This window comes from Paraclostridium sp. AKS73, assembly GCF_025671395.1.
In the GTDB taxonomy this organism is placed as follows: domain Bacteria; phylum Bacillota; class Clostridia; order Peptostreptococcales; family Peptostreptococcaceae; genus Paraclostridium; species Paraclostridium benzoelyticum.
Genome location: NZ_JAIXHU010000004.1, coordinates 34,331 through 51,214, shown reverse-complemented (window position 1 = coordinate 51,214; position 16,884 = coordinate 34,331). Strand labels below are relative to the sequence as shown.

Annotated in this window: 8 protein-coding genes; 7 read left to right on the top strand and 1 reads right to left on the bottom strand. The window is 28.6% G+C overall.

Features of this window, described 5'->3' with window-relative positions:
- The first annotated feature begins 365 nt into the window (after window positions 1-365).
- The 5 genes from LEQ07_RS03835 (at window position 366) to LEQ07_RS03815 (ending at window position 4,510) form a co-directional block, all read left to right on the top strand.
- Complete coding sequence (locus LEQ07_RS03835) at window positions 366-1,538, top strand: MalY/PatB family protein (protein WP_263329609.1); 1,173 nt, start codon at window positions 366-368, stop codon at window positions 1,536-1,538.
- A gap of 103 nt (window positions 1,539-1,641) precedes the next feature.
- Window positions 1,642-3,084, top strand: coding sequence for a Na+/H+ antiporter NhaC (gene nhaC, locus LEQ07_RS03830; protein ID WP_046822575.1), 1,443 nt, complete (start codon window positions 1,642-1,644; stop codon window positions 3,082-3,084).
- Window positions 3,085-3,224: 140 nt separating this feature from the next.
- The gene (locus LEQ07_RS03825; RefSeq protein ID WP_263329608.1) at window positions 3,225-3,545 is read left to right on the top strand and encodes a hypothetical protein; all 321 of its coding nucleotides are present in this window, start codon (window positions 3,225-3,227) and stop codon (window positions 3,543-3,545) included.
- Window positions 3,546-3,568: 23 nt separating this feature from the next.
- The gene (locus LEQ07_RS03820; protein WP_263329607.1) at window positions 3,569-3,721 is read left to right on the top strand and encodes a hypothetical protein; all 153 of its coding nucleotides are present in this window, start codon (window positions 3,569-3,571) and stop codon (window positions 3,719-3,721) included.
- 48 nt (window positions 3,722-3,769) lie between these two features.
- Entirely contained in the window at window positions 3,770-4,510 is a 741-nt protein-coding gene (locus tag LEQ07_RS03815; RefSeq protein WP_263329606.1) for a DUF11 domain-containing protein, read from the top strand.
- Window positions 4,511-4,745: 235 nt separating this feature from the next.
- Here the strand turns inward: LEQ07_RS03815 and LEQ07_RS03810 are convergent, their stop codons facing one another.
- Complete coding sequence (locus LEQ07_RS03810) at window positions 4,746-8,180, bottom strand: isopeptide-forming domain-containing fimbrial protein (RefSeq protein ID WP_263329605.1); 3,435 nt, start codon at window positions 8,178-8,180, stop codon at window positions 4,746-4,748.
- A gap of 169 nt (window positions 8,181-8,349) precedes the next feature.
- On the opposite strand from LEQ07_RS03810, the gene LEQ07_RS03805 reads away from it, so the two are divergent.
- Together LEQ07_RS03805 and LEQ07_RS03800 are read left to right on the top strand one after the other, a co-directional pair.
- A complete protein-coding gene (locus LEQ07_RS03805; RefSeq protein WP_263329604.1) occupies window positions 8,350-16,431 on the top strand; it encodes a hypothetical protein in 8,082 nt (2,693 codons plus the stop codon).
- 123 nt (window positions 16,432-16,554) lie between these two features.
- Window positions 16,555-16,866, top strand: a complete 312-nt coding sequence (locus tag LEQ07_RS03800) for a TIGR04076 family protein (protein ID WP_046823157.1) — start codon at window positions 16,555-16,557, stop codon at window positions 16,864-16,866.
- Window positions 16,867-16,884 lie beyond the last annotated feature (18 nt).

Below are 16,884 nucleotides of genomic sequence, written 5' to 3'. Positions count from 1 at the left end.
TTGAAATGAAGATGTTAAATAGCGAAATCATATGATAATTATAGTAAAAACTTATAATTATAAAAAATTAGTTAGACTTATTTAAAATAATGTAAAGAAGAAGTTTAACAAAAAGGTTTAATGGGGTGAATTGTTTAACCTATTAAACCTATTTTATTTATTTAGTAGAAATTAAAAAAGGCGTTTTTAAATTTGTATAAATAATATTAAGATAAATAACAAATATATTAAATAAATTATTTACTATTTGTTGGAATTACTGTATATATAGCTTTGCTTTGAAAATGTAATTTAGATTAAAAAGATTTGGCATAGATATTGCTTATACATTGTAAGTATAAAGAATTTATTGGAGGTAGTAAATAATGAATTATAATTTTGATACTATAATTGATAGAAGTAATAACTTTGCAGCTAAATGGTCAGAAATGGATAAGAAATATGGAACTAATGATCTTATTCCTATGTGGGTTGCAGATATGGATTTTAAAGCAGCTCCATGCATAATAGATGCTTTAAGAAACAGACTCGAACAAGGTATTTATGGATACACAACTAGACCAAACTCTTATAACCAATCAATAGTAAATTGGGTAGCTAGAAGATTTGGATGGAATATAAAAAGTGAATGGCTAGTTTTTAGTCCAGGAGTTATTCCTGCAATTAGTATATTAATACAAGAACTTACTAATGAAGGTGACAAGATAATGATACAAGAACCAGTATACAGTCCTTTCAATAGTGTAGTAAAAGATAATAAAAGAGAATTAGTTATAAGTCCTTTAAAGAAATTAGAAGATGGAAATTATGTTATGGACTATGAAGATATCGAAGCTAAGATAAAAGATGTAAAAATATTTATACTTTGTAACCCTCATAATCCAGTTGGAAGAGTTTGGACAAAAGAAGAGCTAAAGCAATTAGGGGATATATGTATTAATCATAATGTAAAAGTTATCTCAGATGAGATACACAGTGATATAATTTTCAAAGGTCATAAACATATACCTTTTGCATCAATATGTAGGGAATTTGAACAAAACAGTATTACTTGTATGGCGCCTACTAAAACTTTCAATATAGCAGGACTTCAAATGTCTCAAGTTATACTTCCTAACGAAGAGGATTACAAAGCACTAGACTCAGCTTTTGCAAGAATAGATATTAGAAGAAACAATGCATTTAGTTTAGTTGCAACAGAAGCCGCATATAACCATGGAGAAGAATGGTTAACAGATTTTATAGATTATTTAGAAGGCAATATGGATTTTGCTGTTAATTATATTGAGCAAAACATGCCAAAGTTAAAGGTAAGAAAACCAGAAGGAACTTATTTATTATGGGTAGACTTTAGCGAACTTGGATTAAGTGATGATGAAGTTGCCAAGTTTTTAGTAGAAAATGCTAAAGTTGCATTAAACAATGGACCTTCATTTGGAATAGGTGGACAAGGGTATCAAAGAATAAACTTAGCTTGTCCTAGGTCTATGGTTGAAGAAGCTTTAACAAGAATAAAAAATGCTATAGATTTATTGTAAAAAATTTAGACCTCAAAATTATATAAGAATTATTTTGAGGTCTAAATTTTAAGGAATGTGAAAACGATACCAAAAACTAATCAAAGAGAAAGGAAGTTTCCCCATGTGTACAAATGTTGAAAAAAAGAAACCTACATTTAGATTTGCAGTTTTAGTTATGCTTGCGATTATATCCTTGACTACGGTTGGAATGGTTGTATTTAAGGCATCTATAACAACTATGTTTTTACTATCATGGCTAATCGTTGTTCCGGCAGCTATGAAATTAGGTTATACTAATAGTGAAATTGAAGAATTTGGATTTTCTGTGGGAAAAGATGCGTTTCAGTCTAACTTAATTATATTATCAGTAGGAGTATTAATTGCTACATGGATAGCAGCAGGAACAATACCGACTATTGTATATAGTGGTCTTACGATAATAACACCTAAATATTTTCTATTAACAACATTAATAGTATGTTCTCTCACATCGATAGCAACCGGAACATCATGGGGAACTTTGGGAACTTCAGGTATTGCTCTAATGAGTATAGGGACAAGCATGGGAGTTCCAGCAGGACTTACAGCAGGTGCTATTATATCTGGAGCTTTCTTTGGAGATAAGATATCTCCTTTATCAGACTCTACAAACTTAGCTGCAGCAGTCTGTAAGACAGATGTAATAACTCATATAAAACATATGTTGTATACCACAGTACCATCATATATAATATGCATAGTTTTATATACTTCAATTGGATTTAAATATGCAAGCAATACAATAGATTACAATCAAATCAATGAAGTTATAAATGTTTTAAAAGCTAATTTTAATATAGGATTTATGGCTTTACTTCCAATAATCTTTTTACTTATATTACTTTTACTACAAAAACCACCAATAGTATCGATATTAGCTTCTGCTATTCTTGGTGGAGTTATAGCAGTTTTCCAAGAAGGAGAAAAAATAGGAGATTTACTAAATTATATGCTAAATGGATATTCTGTAGATACAGGACTTGAATATGCAGACAAACTATTAAATCGTGGAGGTATGATGAGTATGGCAGAAACTGTACTTTTAGTATTTATAGTTTTTGTTATAGCAGGAATACTTCAAAAAACTGGATTTTTAGAAGTTTTACTACAACCAATGATTAGAAAAATAGGAAACTCTAGAACAAAGTTAGTAGGAGCAACATTTATAACTAGTTATTTTGCAAATGCATTTAGTTCTTCGATGATGTTTACATCTGTATTTGTAGGAACTATTATGTCGCCTTTGTATAAAGAGTTCAAATTAAAACCAGAAAATTTATCTAGAATAATAGAAGATACGGCAACTCTTGGAGGACCATTAATTCCTTGGAATTCAAATGCAATATTTTGTAGTCAAACATTAGGGGTGAGTCCATTTGATTTTATACCATATTGTTTTTTAAGCTGGATAACTCCAATTATTTCATTTACTTATGGAGTAACAGGATTTTCTATGAAAAAGTATACAGATGAAGAACTTAATGAAATTAGAGAACTTGAAGTTGAAGAGTATTTGCAGTCGTAATAGATCTTAATAAAAAAGAAGAGCTTAGAAGCTCTTCTTTTTTTATTAAGATGGTAGTTATTTAAATTAAGTAACGCACATATTATTTAATAGATTGATAAAAATATAATCAAAAAATTAATATTAATGGAGAAGGCTATATGGAAGTAAATTTTAAAAAAATGAATTGTAAATTATCTTGTTTTGAAGAAATGCCACCTTTAGAATATTTTAAGCAATTAAATATATATCAAAATTTACATATAAATAGTAAGAACTTAGATATTTCAAATATAGAAAACACTAGTCCAAACGTAGAGGTGTATTCAACTAAGATAATAGATAGTAAGGTAACTGAAAGTATAAAAGGGACTTCTTTAGAAGGACAGCATCTAAGTGGGAAGAATCTAATTATAGTAGGAAATACAAATATGAGTTTGATACTAGAATGTACTTCTAAAGGTAAAAAAGTAAAAATATAAAAAGAGAGATAATAAATTTTAACATGCCGTTCAGTACATTTATTGTAATTCCAGATGATATATGTAAAACAAAAACTATAGATTTAAGATACTTAATTGAAGATATAACCATTGCTAAAGTCAGCAAAAACCAAGTTTTAGTAAGTCTTACTATGTTAATTCAGTATATAGACTAGTATAAAGTTTACTAAAAGGTAGTTATACAAAAAAGAAAAGGTGATTCAATGAGAGTTGTTAATGAATGTAGAGTTGATTTTAAGTATAGGTTAACTCAAGATAGTCCATTAGTTACTAAAACAAATTTTAGTAATGTAGTATCAACAGATATAATAAAAAACATGTTAGATATAGAAAAATTTGTAGATAAAAATTCTACATATGCATTTGATATATTAACCTACAGTATAGTTATAACTAATGTAAGTAATTTTACTGTCACAAATGTATTTTTTAAAGACAAAATACCTAAAGGAACTATTTTTATAGAAAATTCAGTTAAGGTTGATAATATCAAAAAAAGATGTTTAAGACCTGACAATGGGTTTTATATAAATAAAATTAATTACAGGAGTAGTGTAATTATAAAATTTAAGGTTATAGTTTTACCTCAATATTTCATACATCCAATAACAAATTTTTCAACTATACAACAAAACTATATATTAAATATAGAGGAAGTGCCAGTAAGATTAAATATTGATAGCAATATTGTAAGTAGTGAATTTCAACGAAAAGTATTTAAGGAAATAAACATATGTGAGAATATAAGACTAAAAAAAGATATTTCTAAAATTCTAAAATTTGAGGTTGATATAAAAGTAATAAGCACAAAACTGGTAGATAGTCCAATTAATAGAATTATTCAAAAGAATAAATCTAATATGTGCAACTTAGTTGTTATTGGGTATATAGATTATAAAATACATTTTTATCTAAAAATAAAAAAGATAATAATACTAATATAATTAGATATAAATTTGGATTTTCATCATACTTAATGACACCTATAGGTATTGCGTACATAAGAAATGAAAATATAAAGGTTAATGTAAATTATGCTTCAGTAAATTTAATAAATAAAAAATTAATATTTACTAGTACAAATTTATATATGTATTTTGATAATAATTTAAAACAAATAAAAAGTTAAATCCCTTATATAAAGATTAAAAAATAGTCTTATATAAGGGATTTTGTACTTTAAAAACTTGGATCTATATTTAATACAGTTTGTTCAGGATAAGGATTAGTAACTGACTTGGCAGTCACTATAAAGTCATATCTAGTTCCAAGTGGATTATCGTAAGGAATTAAAGCATGTATTTTTATAACTTTAGTTGTATTAGGTGCTAAATTTGACATGATAGGCAATGTTTGTTGATATAGAGTATTTTTTGGGACATCAGCTATTTTAATATTATCGATATATAGTGTGTATGGTATTCCTACTTTTTGTATGATTAATGTGAAATCATCATAACCTCCACCAATATTTTTGAAGTAGTCAACTATAACAGCAGTATTACCAGGTTGTGTAACTATAAATGAAGTGGAATCATTTATTTTAGTTAATGGGTCTGGAGTAAGAGATACGCCAGGAGATAAAGAGCAAGTTATTATATTGCTTTTTTCGCCGCCATATATTTTTATAGTAGATATATCATTATAATAAGATATAGCAGTCGCTTGCGTAGGTATAGATGTACCAGATCTAAGCGTTGATTGAGGTATTGCTGTAAATATTACATAACCAGTATTAGAAACATCTAGTATAGGAATAGAAATAACAATTTTATTAGAAGAGCTATTGTAATAAGCATTACAAAATATAGATGTATTTATTTCAGTAAACAAAAAGTTATTATTTAGAGGTATTTCTATAGTTCCATTTACTAATTTAATAGAGCTATTGTTTTTGAACGTAAGCTTAAATTGAATAATGGAATTAGTAGTTATATTTGCATTTTGGTTATAAAGTGTAGAATTTGATTTATCTATCGCGGTTAGATTCATAACTAAGTTAGGGTGGTTTATAGTAACAGATAAATTTTTACTAACACTAGAAAAGCTACCTCCTTGAATTTGTTGGTAAAAACATTGTATAGAGTTTGTTTGGGTTGATGTAGTTGAGTTTAGCGTTTTGTTAGCATTTGTTATTGTACATGTCATATTATATTTAATAGTTTGAGAAGTTACTCTAGCATCAATTGTTCCCTCGCTAGGGAAAGTAACTGTATTTGAAGATATTATTGGAGTTATAGGTTCGTTATTTCTTGAAGCTGGCCCTAAATAAGATTGACCACCACTTGGAAGTATGTCTTTTAAATATAACCCATAAGCTATAGTTCCTTGAGGAACAACAACACTAAGTATATATGTTATGGGAGATCCTACTTTAAATACATCTGAGATATTAGTTTTCGTAAGAGTTATAGATGCTGATGATAAAGTAGTTGATGCACTTTTTATAAGATTAGAGTATTGAAAATTAGTAGACCCTTCTTCATATATTTGAGAATAAGGGTTTGTATTAGTTGCAGTGGTTTTTATAGTAACCTTTGGGGCTAAAGTAGAAATTATAGTTACTTTATAAGTTAAAGTTAGAGATTGACCAGGAGATAATTTATTTATATTAACAGATATACTTTCGTTTTGCATATCGATAGAACTATAACTACCAGAACCACTAACATTTATACTATTTTGATCAATTACAAACCATGAAGACAAAGTATCAGAAAGTATGAAATTAAAAGCATCGGTTTCTGTACCTAGATTATTTGTATTAGATATAGTAATTGAGTAGGTATAAACTTCATTTACTTTTATAGAATTTTTATTAGGACCATTTACAGATTTAGTTAATTGTAAATTTGGAGTACCTATATTAAAGTTAACCTGATCTCTATTGCTATAAGCATACCCGTATGTGTTAATTCCTTTTAATTTCATCAAGTTTACATTTTGAGTAGATGAACCAAGTTGGGCTATTGGAACTTTAAAATTAATACTAGAAGATGATAATCCAGGAATATCTCCATAATAAAAATCTACACCATGAGGACTTATAAGTTGTGGGGATAATATAGGATTATAACCTGTATATATATAATTTAAGTTATCTATGGGATCTACTGAAAGAGGGAAAAAGTCATCTATATAAACTTCTTTTTGAATAGCTTTTAAACTAGAAGCATTATATGATAATAAATACTCAGCTAAGTCACCAGGAGCTAGAGTATCTATATTTTTAGGAGTTCCATCTTTATAGTATCCCTTTATAAACTGTTTATCTATAGAACCTACACTTATACTAGATGATGTACTTGAACTATCAGTTACTGTAGAGAAAGGTCCTATAAGTATTCCTAAAATATTTGTAGTAGCTAAAAATGGGTCTGATGCAACTACTGGAAGATTTATAGATTGGGAATCTTTTTTATATCTGTAATAACTATCAATTTTAGCATAGATAGTAATAGTTGTACTAGAATTTTGAGCGGCTAAGCTAAAGTTATAAGTTAAGTTAAGACCTTGAATAACAGGATTGTCGTCAATAGAAGTTGGGGTAGATGAACTTGAAACATATGATATACCATCTGGTAAATAATAATTAACTATTATATCCTCTACATCATAGTATTGACCAACGCTAAATGTATAAGTATACGTAACATAATCTTGTACATCTACTAATCTATTATTTGTATAAGTATTTATAATTAAGTCCATAGCAGTAAATTTAGTTTCGCTATTTGAATTTGAGACTATAAGAGGATCAGCTGAATACATATTAACATGCATATTTAAGACAGTTCCATGAATTATAAAATCACCTTGATTATTATTATATTGATTCCATACAGCGTAATTAAAAGTTAAAGTCGTATTACTGTTTATTGATAAATTAATATTTCCATAATAAATTTGAGTATATATTTTACCATCAATATTTACAGAACTTATAGTAGGATTAATAAATTTTGAAGAGTCCGCTCCAGATATAGATATATTTCCAATATATCTAATTCCATCTTCTAATAATATAGATATATTTACTGAAGATGTGGATACTGCATTATTAAAAAATTTGCAAGTAGTAGTTTGAATTTGTGTATAGTTATCTAAGTTAGAAGAAGTTCCTGCACCTTTTAAAACTTTCCCTGAAGTAGAAATAGTACTGTAAAATCGTACAGTTTTAAAAGTCATATCTAATTGTTGTGTTAAAATTTGATTTCCTATATCATAAGAGCCTCTAGGCATAGTATCAACTTGGCATAAAACTGTAATTCCTGAAAATATATAGTCAAAAGGTATTGTATCACCACTTTTAAATTTAGTATTACATTGTACAGTAATAGAAAAAGTATAGTCGACTTCAAGTGGCGCCAAATCTTTTAAGTTAACCCAAGAATAATTAGCACTACCGTCTATATTAGGAACACTAGATGTTTGAGGTAGAGTTGAACTAGAAAGAACCATTCCATCCGGTAAATTTAAAAACAAACTTAAGTTATAAAGTCTTAGAGTATTACTTAAGTTTTTTATTTTTATATTAAATGAGGAAGTATTTCCTACTAATATAGGTATATTTTGAGTTTTATCTATTGTCATATTCAATATATCCAAAGACATAAAATCACTCCTTTTAATAAACTATATTCATCTCAAATACTTTGTGATACGACAAATTCTTTAATAATTAAAAAATATATAAAACAGTCAACTAAAAAGATAATCAGTAATAGTATATAAAAGGGTTAAAATTAAGCCTTGTAAGTACAAAAAATTAGGAGGAGATATTGTGCCGTTAACACCCAGATTTACAGCTATTGATAAAGCTGTATTAGTAGCTACAGGAAATAGTTTTGTAGTATGTGGAAGCACTACAGAGGTAGCAATAAATACATCTGATATGATAAAACCAGATGGAAGTACAACGAGGGATTGGTCAGAGGCTGGTAGTACAGCTAATTTAAATATATTGTCAAATAGTACAATACTATATGCAGAGCTTTTATGGTATTCAACCGTAAAAAGTAATGTAGAAGGATCAGATGATCTTAGAAGTATTCAAGATGATCCAATAACTTTTACAACACCAAAAGGAAGCTATCAAATTTCACCTGAGTACACAGATACGAATACAGGTGAATCTGGAACTATAGATAGATATAGAGCAGCAAACGTAACTTCATATATACAAGATTCTTTATCTGGAAATTATACAGTATCAAATGTACCTATAAGTATCCCGGAAACAGGACTTAGTAATACTAGGGCTGGATGGACACTTTCTGTAATTTATAGAAATGATAGTTTACCTCCTCAAAAGGTAATATATCAGTCAGGGATATCTGTAGCTAAGCCAGGGGCCCCTTTGCAATCAGCTATTTCAGGATTTACAACAAGTTCAGATATTTCAAAACTAAAAGGATATGTATTTTTAGCTTGTGCAAATGGAGAACCACTAAATGGTGATGATTTTGCTTATGCAGGACCATCATTTGCACAGCTTAGCAATATAGGTAATACTGTAAATAGCCCAAATCCAAATCCTGGAACATCACCAAACAATCCAGGGAACAGTTTCTTTTCAGGACTGATAAACATAGTGAACCCATTAAATATCAACAATGGATTAATAAATATAAGTGGAACTAATGGAAGCAATAATCATGATGGATTTGTGCCTATACAAAAACTAGGAGCAAGAAATAAGTGGGATATAACCAATGTAGATATAACCAAAACTATAGTACCAAATCAAACGCTATTAGCAGGTCAAGTGAATTCATCAGTGATAGGAGATGGAGTACAACTTGTAGCTGTTGCATCTCAAGTAAATGTAAATGCACCTAATATGACAGCTACATTAGATGCTTATGACATAGACGGAGACGGAGAGTATAAGGTTGAAGTTGGAGAGGAATTGGTTTATTCACTAAGTGTAAAAAATTCTGGATCAGTAGACGCAAGTAATGTTATTGTGTCAGCAAACATAGACTCATCAACTACATTTATTCCAGGATCTGTAACTATAAATGAAGTTTCATATCCAACCGCTGACATATCGTCAGGAATAAATTTAGGAACTATTCCTGCACATGGAATTAAGAACGTATTATTTACAGTTAGAGTAAATTCAGTTCCAGTTGGAGGATTATTAAAACAAGCAGCAAATTATAATTATCAATTTATTTCAGGAATAGACACTATAACTAACTATGTTAAAACAAATACTGTAGAACTTACTGTTCAAGATGGTGTTTTATCAATTTCAAAAACTTCATCAAAGTCAACTGCAGTTATTGGAGACACTATAACTTACACAATCAACATAGAAAATATTGGAACAGAAATTGGCAAGAATATATTCTTACAAGATAAAATAGATAAAAACTGTTCTTTTGTAGATGGAAGCGTAATAATTGATGGAGTTGAACACTCAGAATATAATCCTATAGATGGTATATATCTTCCTGACTTAGATGTAGAAGAATCTACACAAATTGTTTTCCAATGCGAAGTTAAGTCACTCCCAGTTTCTGAAAAAGTTTATAATAATGCATATGTTTCATTTGGATATATATTTAATGAATATGGATATTTAAGAGAAAAAACTATATCAAGTAATATTACATCTACCATAATTCAGTATATTAATGTAATTGCAGAAAGATGTAATAATAACAATTATCCAAAAGCAGGAGATACAGTAACTTATACATTAAGATTAACTAATACAGGTAATGTAGATGCGACAAATGTTCAAGTATTAGAACCTACAATAACAGGGGCAAGTTTTATAGATGGAAGTGTTAAAATTAATGGAATAATAGAGCCAACATTAAACCCATTTGATGGATTTATATTACCAGAAGCAATTGGACCTAAAGCAATAACTGAAGTGGAGTATAAGGTTTTAATAAATGAGGTTAACCCAGAAAGCTTAATAGAAAATATAGCGCAAGTACCATTTAAATATCAAATATCTTCTGAAACAGGAGATGTACAATCTGAAAAAGATTCTAATAAAGTAGATACTATGACAAATTACACATGTATGAACATTATTGAGAGTGTTGATAAAGATTATGCGATTATAAATGATATTTTATATTATACTGTAAAAATTACTAATAACGGCAATTTAAAATCTACAGACACAGTATTTTTATCAAGTATTCAACAAGAATCAACTTTTATAGCTGGTAGTGTAACTATAAACGGAATAAGCTATCCAAATTATAATCCAAATCAAGGATTTACTTTAGGGACTATTTGTTCAAAAGCAACTGTTGAAGTGACTTTCCAAGCTAAAGTAAATTCTGTACCAAGTCCTAACATAATATACAATCAGTCGGATTTAGTATATAGTTATCAACCAGATCCTGATGGAAATATTTTAACTAATACAATTTATAGTAATATTGTTGAAACTATTATTAAGCAAGCTTCATATACGGTAACAAAATCGGTAGATAAAATGTATGCTCAAGTTGGGGATTATTTAGTTTATACAACAGTAATTAAAAATACCGGAAATGTAGATTTAACAAATATGAAATTTGCAGATTTTACAGGTTTATATCTTGATTTTTATGAAGGAAGTTTATATATAAATGGTATAAATTATCCAAATTATAACCCTAGTACACAGTTTCCATTAGATGATTTGCACCCTGAGGATACTACTACAATAGTATTTGGAGCAACCATAGTTGAAAATAGTCCGGTTGGATATATACCAAATACTTCAGAGGTTACCCTTAGTTATAAACAGACTCCGTATAGTACACTAATTACTAAAACTGTTTATTCAAATACTGTAAAAACGTATGATCCATATGTTCAAGTAGATGTGGTTAAGAATGTAGATAAATCATATGCTTTAGTAGGAGATACGTTAACCTATTCATTTACAGTAACAAACAACGGAAACACAAGCGCAAAAAATGCAATATTCTCAGATACAATTCAATCACAAGCATCATTTATTGCAGGGTCGGTTTATATAAATGGAGTAAATAAGCCAAGTTATAATCCTAATGATGGATTTAACTTAGATACTATTAATATAGGTCAGGTTATAAATATTGAGTTTAAAGTTAAAGTAGACAGTTTACCAAGTCCTAATAATATTAAAAATAGTGCTACAATATCATATCAATATTATATAGATCCAAATCAGCAACCAATATCTAATACAGCAACAAGTAATATAGTAACTACTATAATAAACGCATATTCGGCTAATTTAACTAAATCAGTAAACAAATCTTATGCAATGGTAGGAGATATATTAAACTATGAAATAATAGCAAGTAATACAGGTACAGTTCCATTAACTAATGTAAATTTAAAAGATATAATACCAAATGGATCTACATTTGTAGATGGGTCTGTATTTGTAGATGGAGTAAATATTCCAGTCGCTAATCCTAATATTGGATTTACAATAAATGATGTTTTACCTGGAGGAAATGTTGTTGTAACATTTAAAGCAACAGTAACAAGTATCCCTAATCCTCCACAAATTAATAATAGTGCTAATATTAATTTTAAATATAGATTAAGTCCAACATTACCATATGTTGATGCAACTTTAAATAGTAATACAGTTACAACTAATGTAGTAACTGTAAATATAACAAATACAAAGAGTGTGGATAAAACTTATGCAACGGTAGGAGATGTATTAACTTATACGTCAGTAATAACCAATAACAGTAATGTAAATATAACTGATACTATATTTACAGATTTAGTTCCTAACGATACAAGTTTTGTAAGTGGATCTGTAAGCATAGGAGGAACTCCATATCCAGACTATAATCCAAATACAGGATTTACATTAAATACTATAGCTCCAGGAGCATCAGTTACAGTTAAATTTGATGTGAATGTAGACTCTGTTCCGCATGATGGATATGTAACTAATATCTCAAATATTAACTACTCATATAAACTAGATCCAAATGGAAGTAGTACAGTAGCTAATAAAGCTAGTAATTCTGTAACAACTTATATAAGATTAGGAAATCTAACAGTTACGAAGGCTTCAGACAGGACTGTGGTTAGATTAAATAATGTAATAACTTATAGTTTTGTTATATCAAACACTGGTAATACTATATTAAAAAATTTGAAATTTACAGATAGCATACAGGAAGAATCTTTATTTAATACTGGATCAGTATATGTAAATGGAGTAAATAAACCAACTTATGATCCAGAAGTAGGATTTAATTTAGATGATATAGATATTGGGAATCAGGCTACAGTTACATTTACTGTAACAGTAGATCAAATACCACTAGATAATCAATTATTAAATAAATCAACTATAGATTATTCATACTATGTAGATCCTAATGGAAGCCCTACAACTAAATCTAAAGATTCTAATACAACTACTGTATATGTATATGATACTATCATGTCTGCTACTAAATCTGTAGATAAGGATATAGCTAAAGTAGGAGATGCTTTAACCTTTACCATAGATATAGTTAATGAAGGAAATGTAGCTGCTGAGTTTGTGAACTTTATTGATGCTTTAGATTCTAATTTAGCATTTATAGAAGATTCTGTATATGTAAATGGACAACAAAAAATAGGATATAATCCAAATGAAGGATTTGTATTAAGCAATATAGAACCAGATACAACTACCACGGTGACTTTCCAAGCTACAGTAGATAGTAGACCTTTAGATAATACAATTTATAACTTTGCAACTATAAATTATAAATACACTGTAGGAACAGACCTAATAAATGCAACTATAAATACAAATACAACTATGACATTCGTTGCTGTAGGAGAATTAACGCTTACAAAATCAGTAAACACAAATTACGCAACAGTAGGTGATAATTTAACTTATTCAGTGACAGTAAAAAATACAGGGTCAGTTAATGCAACTAACTTAACATTTACAGATTTAATACCGAATGCAACATCATTCAATGAAGGGACAGTTGTGGTAGATGGAATTTCACAACCAACATTTAATCCTAATGAAGGCTTTGTTTTAAGTGATTTAATACCAAATAATTATCATACAGTAACTTTTAGTATTATGGTAGATTCATTGCCTCTAACAGGTAAAGTAGAGAATACTGCAGATGTAGAATTCACTTATAAATTGACACCAAGTGACGATCCAGTTACAATAACATCTACATCGAATAAAGTTACTACTTTTATCAATTTAGGGTTATTAAATAGTAACAAAACAGTAGATAAGTTATATGCAACTATAAATGATATATTAACTTATACAATTAATATAGAAAATGAAGGAAACGCAACTTGTTCAAGTATTTTATTTAAAGATTTAATTCAGACAGATGCAACATTTGAAGCTGGATCAGTTTATGTAAATGGGATAAATAAACCGGACTATAATCCTAATGTAGGGTTTAATTTAGAAGATATAATAGGATATGGAAACACAAGTGTTAGTTTTAAAGTTAAAGTTAATAGTGTTCCAGCAACAGATTATATTTTATATAATAATTCATCAGTAAATTATAATTTCAAAATAGATCCAGATAAAACTCCAGTATCAAAACAATCCACAAGCAATATTGTAAGTACAGTTATAAATGTAGGATCGTTAAGTGCTACAAAATCTGTTAGTAAATCATATGCTACAATTGGAGATGTACTAACTTATACGATTAATATTTTAAATAATGGAAATGTAACAGCTAAAAATATAAACTTTAGAGATGTAATTCCAACAGGATTAACTTTTGTTACAGATTCAGTGACTATAAATGATGTTTCAAAACCTGGGTATAATCCTTATTCAAGTTTTAGTTTAGGAGATATAATAGCAGGAGATACTGTTGTTGTTAAATTTGATGTAACAGTAAGTTCATTGCCAAGTCCATCATTAGTAAGTAACACTGCTAATTTAACATTTATGTATAGAATAGATCCTGATGGAACTGATATATACGGACAAACGAACTCAAATACAGTAACTACTCAAATAAATGTAGGATCACTAAATATATTAAAGAGTGTTAACAAGGGATATGCTACAACTGGAGATATAATAACTTATACAGTTACATTAACTAATAATGGAAATGTTAATGCAACAGATGTGATTTTCACAGATAGTTTACAGTCTGATGTTACATTTAATGTAGGTTCAGTAAAAATAAATGGAATAACTTATGAAGACTATAATCCTAATGATGGATTTAACCTAGGTGAAATGGATCCATTAGAAGTTGTAACTGTAGTATTTACAGCGACTGTTATACAGCAGCCAACACATGACTCAGTACTAAACTATGCTGTAGGATCATTTAATTACAAAGTAAATCCAACTGGCCAAAATTATAGTAAATCAATAAATTCAAATACAGTTTATACGATTATAATTTACCCAAAACTAAGTATGTCTAAGACTGTAAATAAAATATATGCAACATTACAAGACACATTAACTTATAATATATTAGTCAAAAATGAAGGTAATACTACTATATCTAGCCTAGTATTTGCAGACATTTTATCAAATGGAGCTATATTTAAAACAGGAACAGTCAAAATTGATGGTGTTAGCTATCCTACGTACGACCCTATAATAGGTTTTAATTTGCCTACTAATCTTATTGCAGGTAATACATCTTTAGTGCAATTTAATGCAACTGTAAACTCTTTACCTACGCCACCACAAGTAACAAATTATGCTACATCGAATGGGGTATACAAAGTAGATCCACAAGGTAGTGATTATCCTATATCATCAACATCAAATACAGTAACGACTAATGTAAATGTTGGAAGTTTATCAAATATAAAATCAGTTGATAAATTGTATGCAAAGGTAAATGATATAGTAACTTATACTTCAACAATTACAAATACAGGAAATGTAAATGCAACTAATTTAAGATTTACAGACTTATTGCAAACAGAGCTAAGTTATGTATCAGGAACTGTTAGAATAAATAATGTTTTATATCCAGCATTAGATCCAATTTCAGGATTTAATTTATCAGACTTAGGAGCTAATCAAACTGTAACAATTACTTTTGATGCTAAGATAAATGCTTTACCAACACCATCTTATGTAAGCAATACTTCACAAATTCAATTTAGTTATAAAGTGGATCCAAGTGGATCGACATCAACAAAGACACAAACAAGTAACGAAGTAACTACTAATGTGGTTTTAGGGAAAATTACAGCAGTTAAAATTGTAGATAAAGCAATAGCAACGATAGGAGATACTTTAAACTATACTATAACTCTTACGAATATAGGAAATGTTATAAATACGGAGGTTTTATTCCAAGATACTCCATCCGCAGGAGCACAATTTAAATCAGGTTCTGTAATTGTAAATGGCGTAAGTCAGCCAACTTATGACCCTACAGTTGGATTTAGTATAGGTGATATTGGAATAGGTAATGTTGTGATAGTACAGTTTAGTGCTATAGTGGTTTCAGTTCCAGAATCAAATAAAGTAACTAATCAGGCTGTAATACCATTTAAATATTTAGTAGATCCAAAACAATCACCATACAGTGATACAGCTTATTCAAATACAGTAACAACTAATATCGCATATGGAAATCTAAATGTAACTAAATCGGTAAATAAAAAATATGCGACTATTGGTGAAAAAATAACGTATACAATTGCGATAGAAAATATAGGAAACATAAATGCTACAGATGTAGTATTTTTAGACTATACTCCTAATAATTCTATATTTGTATTAGGATCTGTAACTGTAAATGGTATAGTTCATACAGATTATAATCCATCGGCTGGATTTAATTTAGGAACTATGGTCCCAGGTCAAATTATAACTGTTGTTTATCAAGTTCAAGTTGTAGACTTATGTTAATATAAATGATTTTAATCTCGAAGGCATTAATGACTTCGAGATTTTCTTTTATTTATGTTTATAATAAATAAATTTTAGTTTAAAATGTATTTGTTATATAAATTTTTAGTGGAGGGGAATAATATGGAAGTACAAAAGTATTCAGATGTAAAAATAACTATATTAAAAAAATTGAAAGTAGATGACATCTTTATAGAATATGCAAAAGAAAGTATGCCATTAGTTTGTGCTAAGGGCGAAGTTGGCGATGAATTTATATCAAAAAACTGTGAAATGCCAGAACGTTTTTGTAAAGGAGCATGGACAGGATTAGAAAGTAAAGTTGAATTTTTAGCATTAGGGAACAACAGCCCTTATGTAAAACAAGAGGGAGTTGCAATACATTCTTGTAACGATGGATTACATCCTGTTATATATAAATTAGAAAGAATATAGAAAAAAGGCTGATTTAAA

What these genes read in the sequence shown, in the direction of transcription:
- LEQ07_RS03835 (WP_263329609.1), top strand. Translation starts at nt 366, where the DNA reads ATGAATTATAATTTTGATACTATAATTGATAGAAGTAATAACTTTGCA.
- nhaC (WP_046822575.1), top strand. Translation starts at nt 1,642, where the DNA reads ATGTGTACAAATGTTGAAAAAAAGAAACCTACATTTAGATTTGCAGTT.
- LEQ07_RS03825 (WP_263329608.1), top strand. Translation starts at nt 3,225, where the DNA reads ATGGAAGTAAATTTTAAAAAAATGAATTGTAAATTATCTTGTTTTGAA.
- LEQ07_RS03820 (WP_263329607.1), top strand. Translation starts at nt 3,569, where the DNA reads ATGCCGTTCAGTACATTTATTGTAATTCCAGATGATATATGTAAAACA.
- LEQ07_RS03815 (WP_263329606.1), top strand. Translation starts at nt 3,770, where the DNA reads ATGAGAGTTGTTAATGAATGTAGAGTTGATTTTAAGTATAGGTTAACT.
- LEQ07_RS03810 (WP_263329605.1), bottom strand. Translation starts at nt 8,180, where the DNA reads ATGTCTTTGGATATATTGAATATGACAATAGATAAAACTCAAAATATA.
- LEQ07_RS03800 (WP_046823157.1), top strand. Translation starts at nt 16,555, where the DNA reads ATGGAAGTACAAAAGTATTCAGATGTAAAAATAACTATATTAAAAAAA.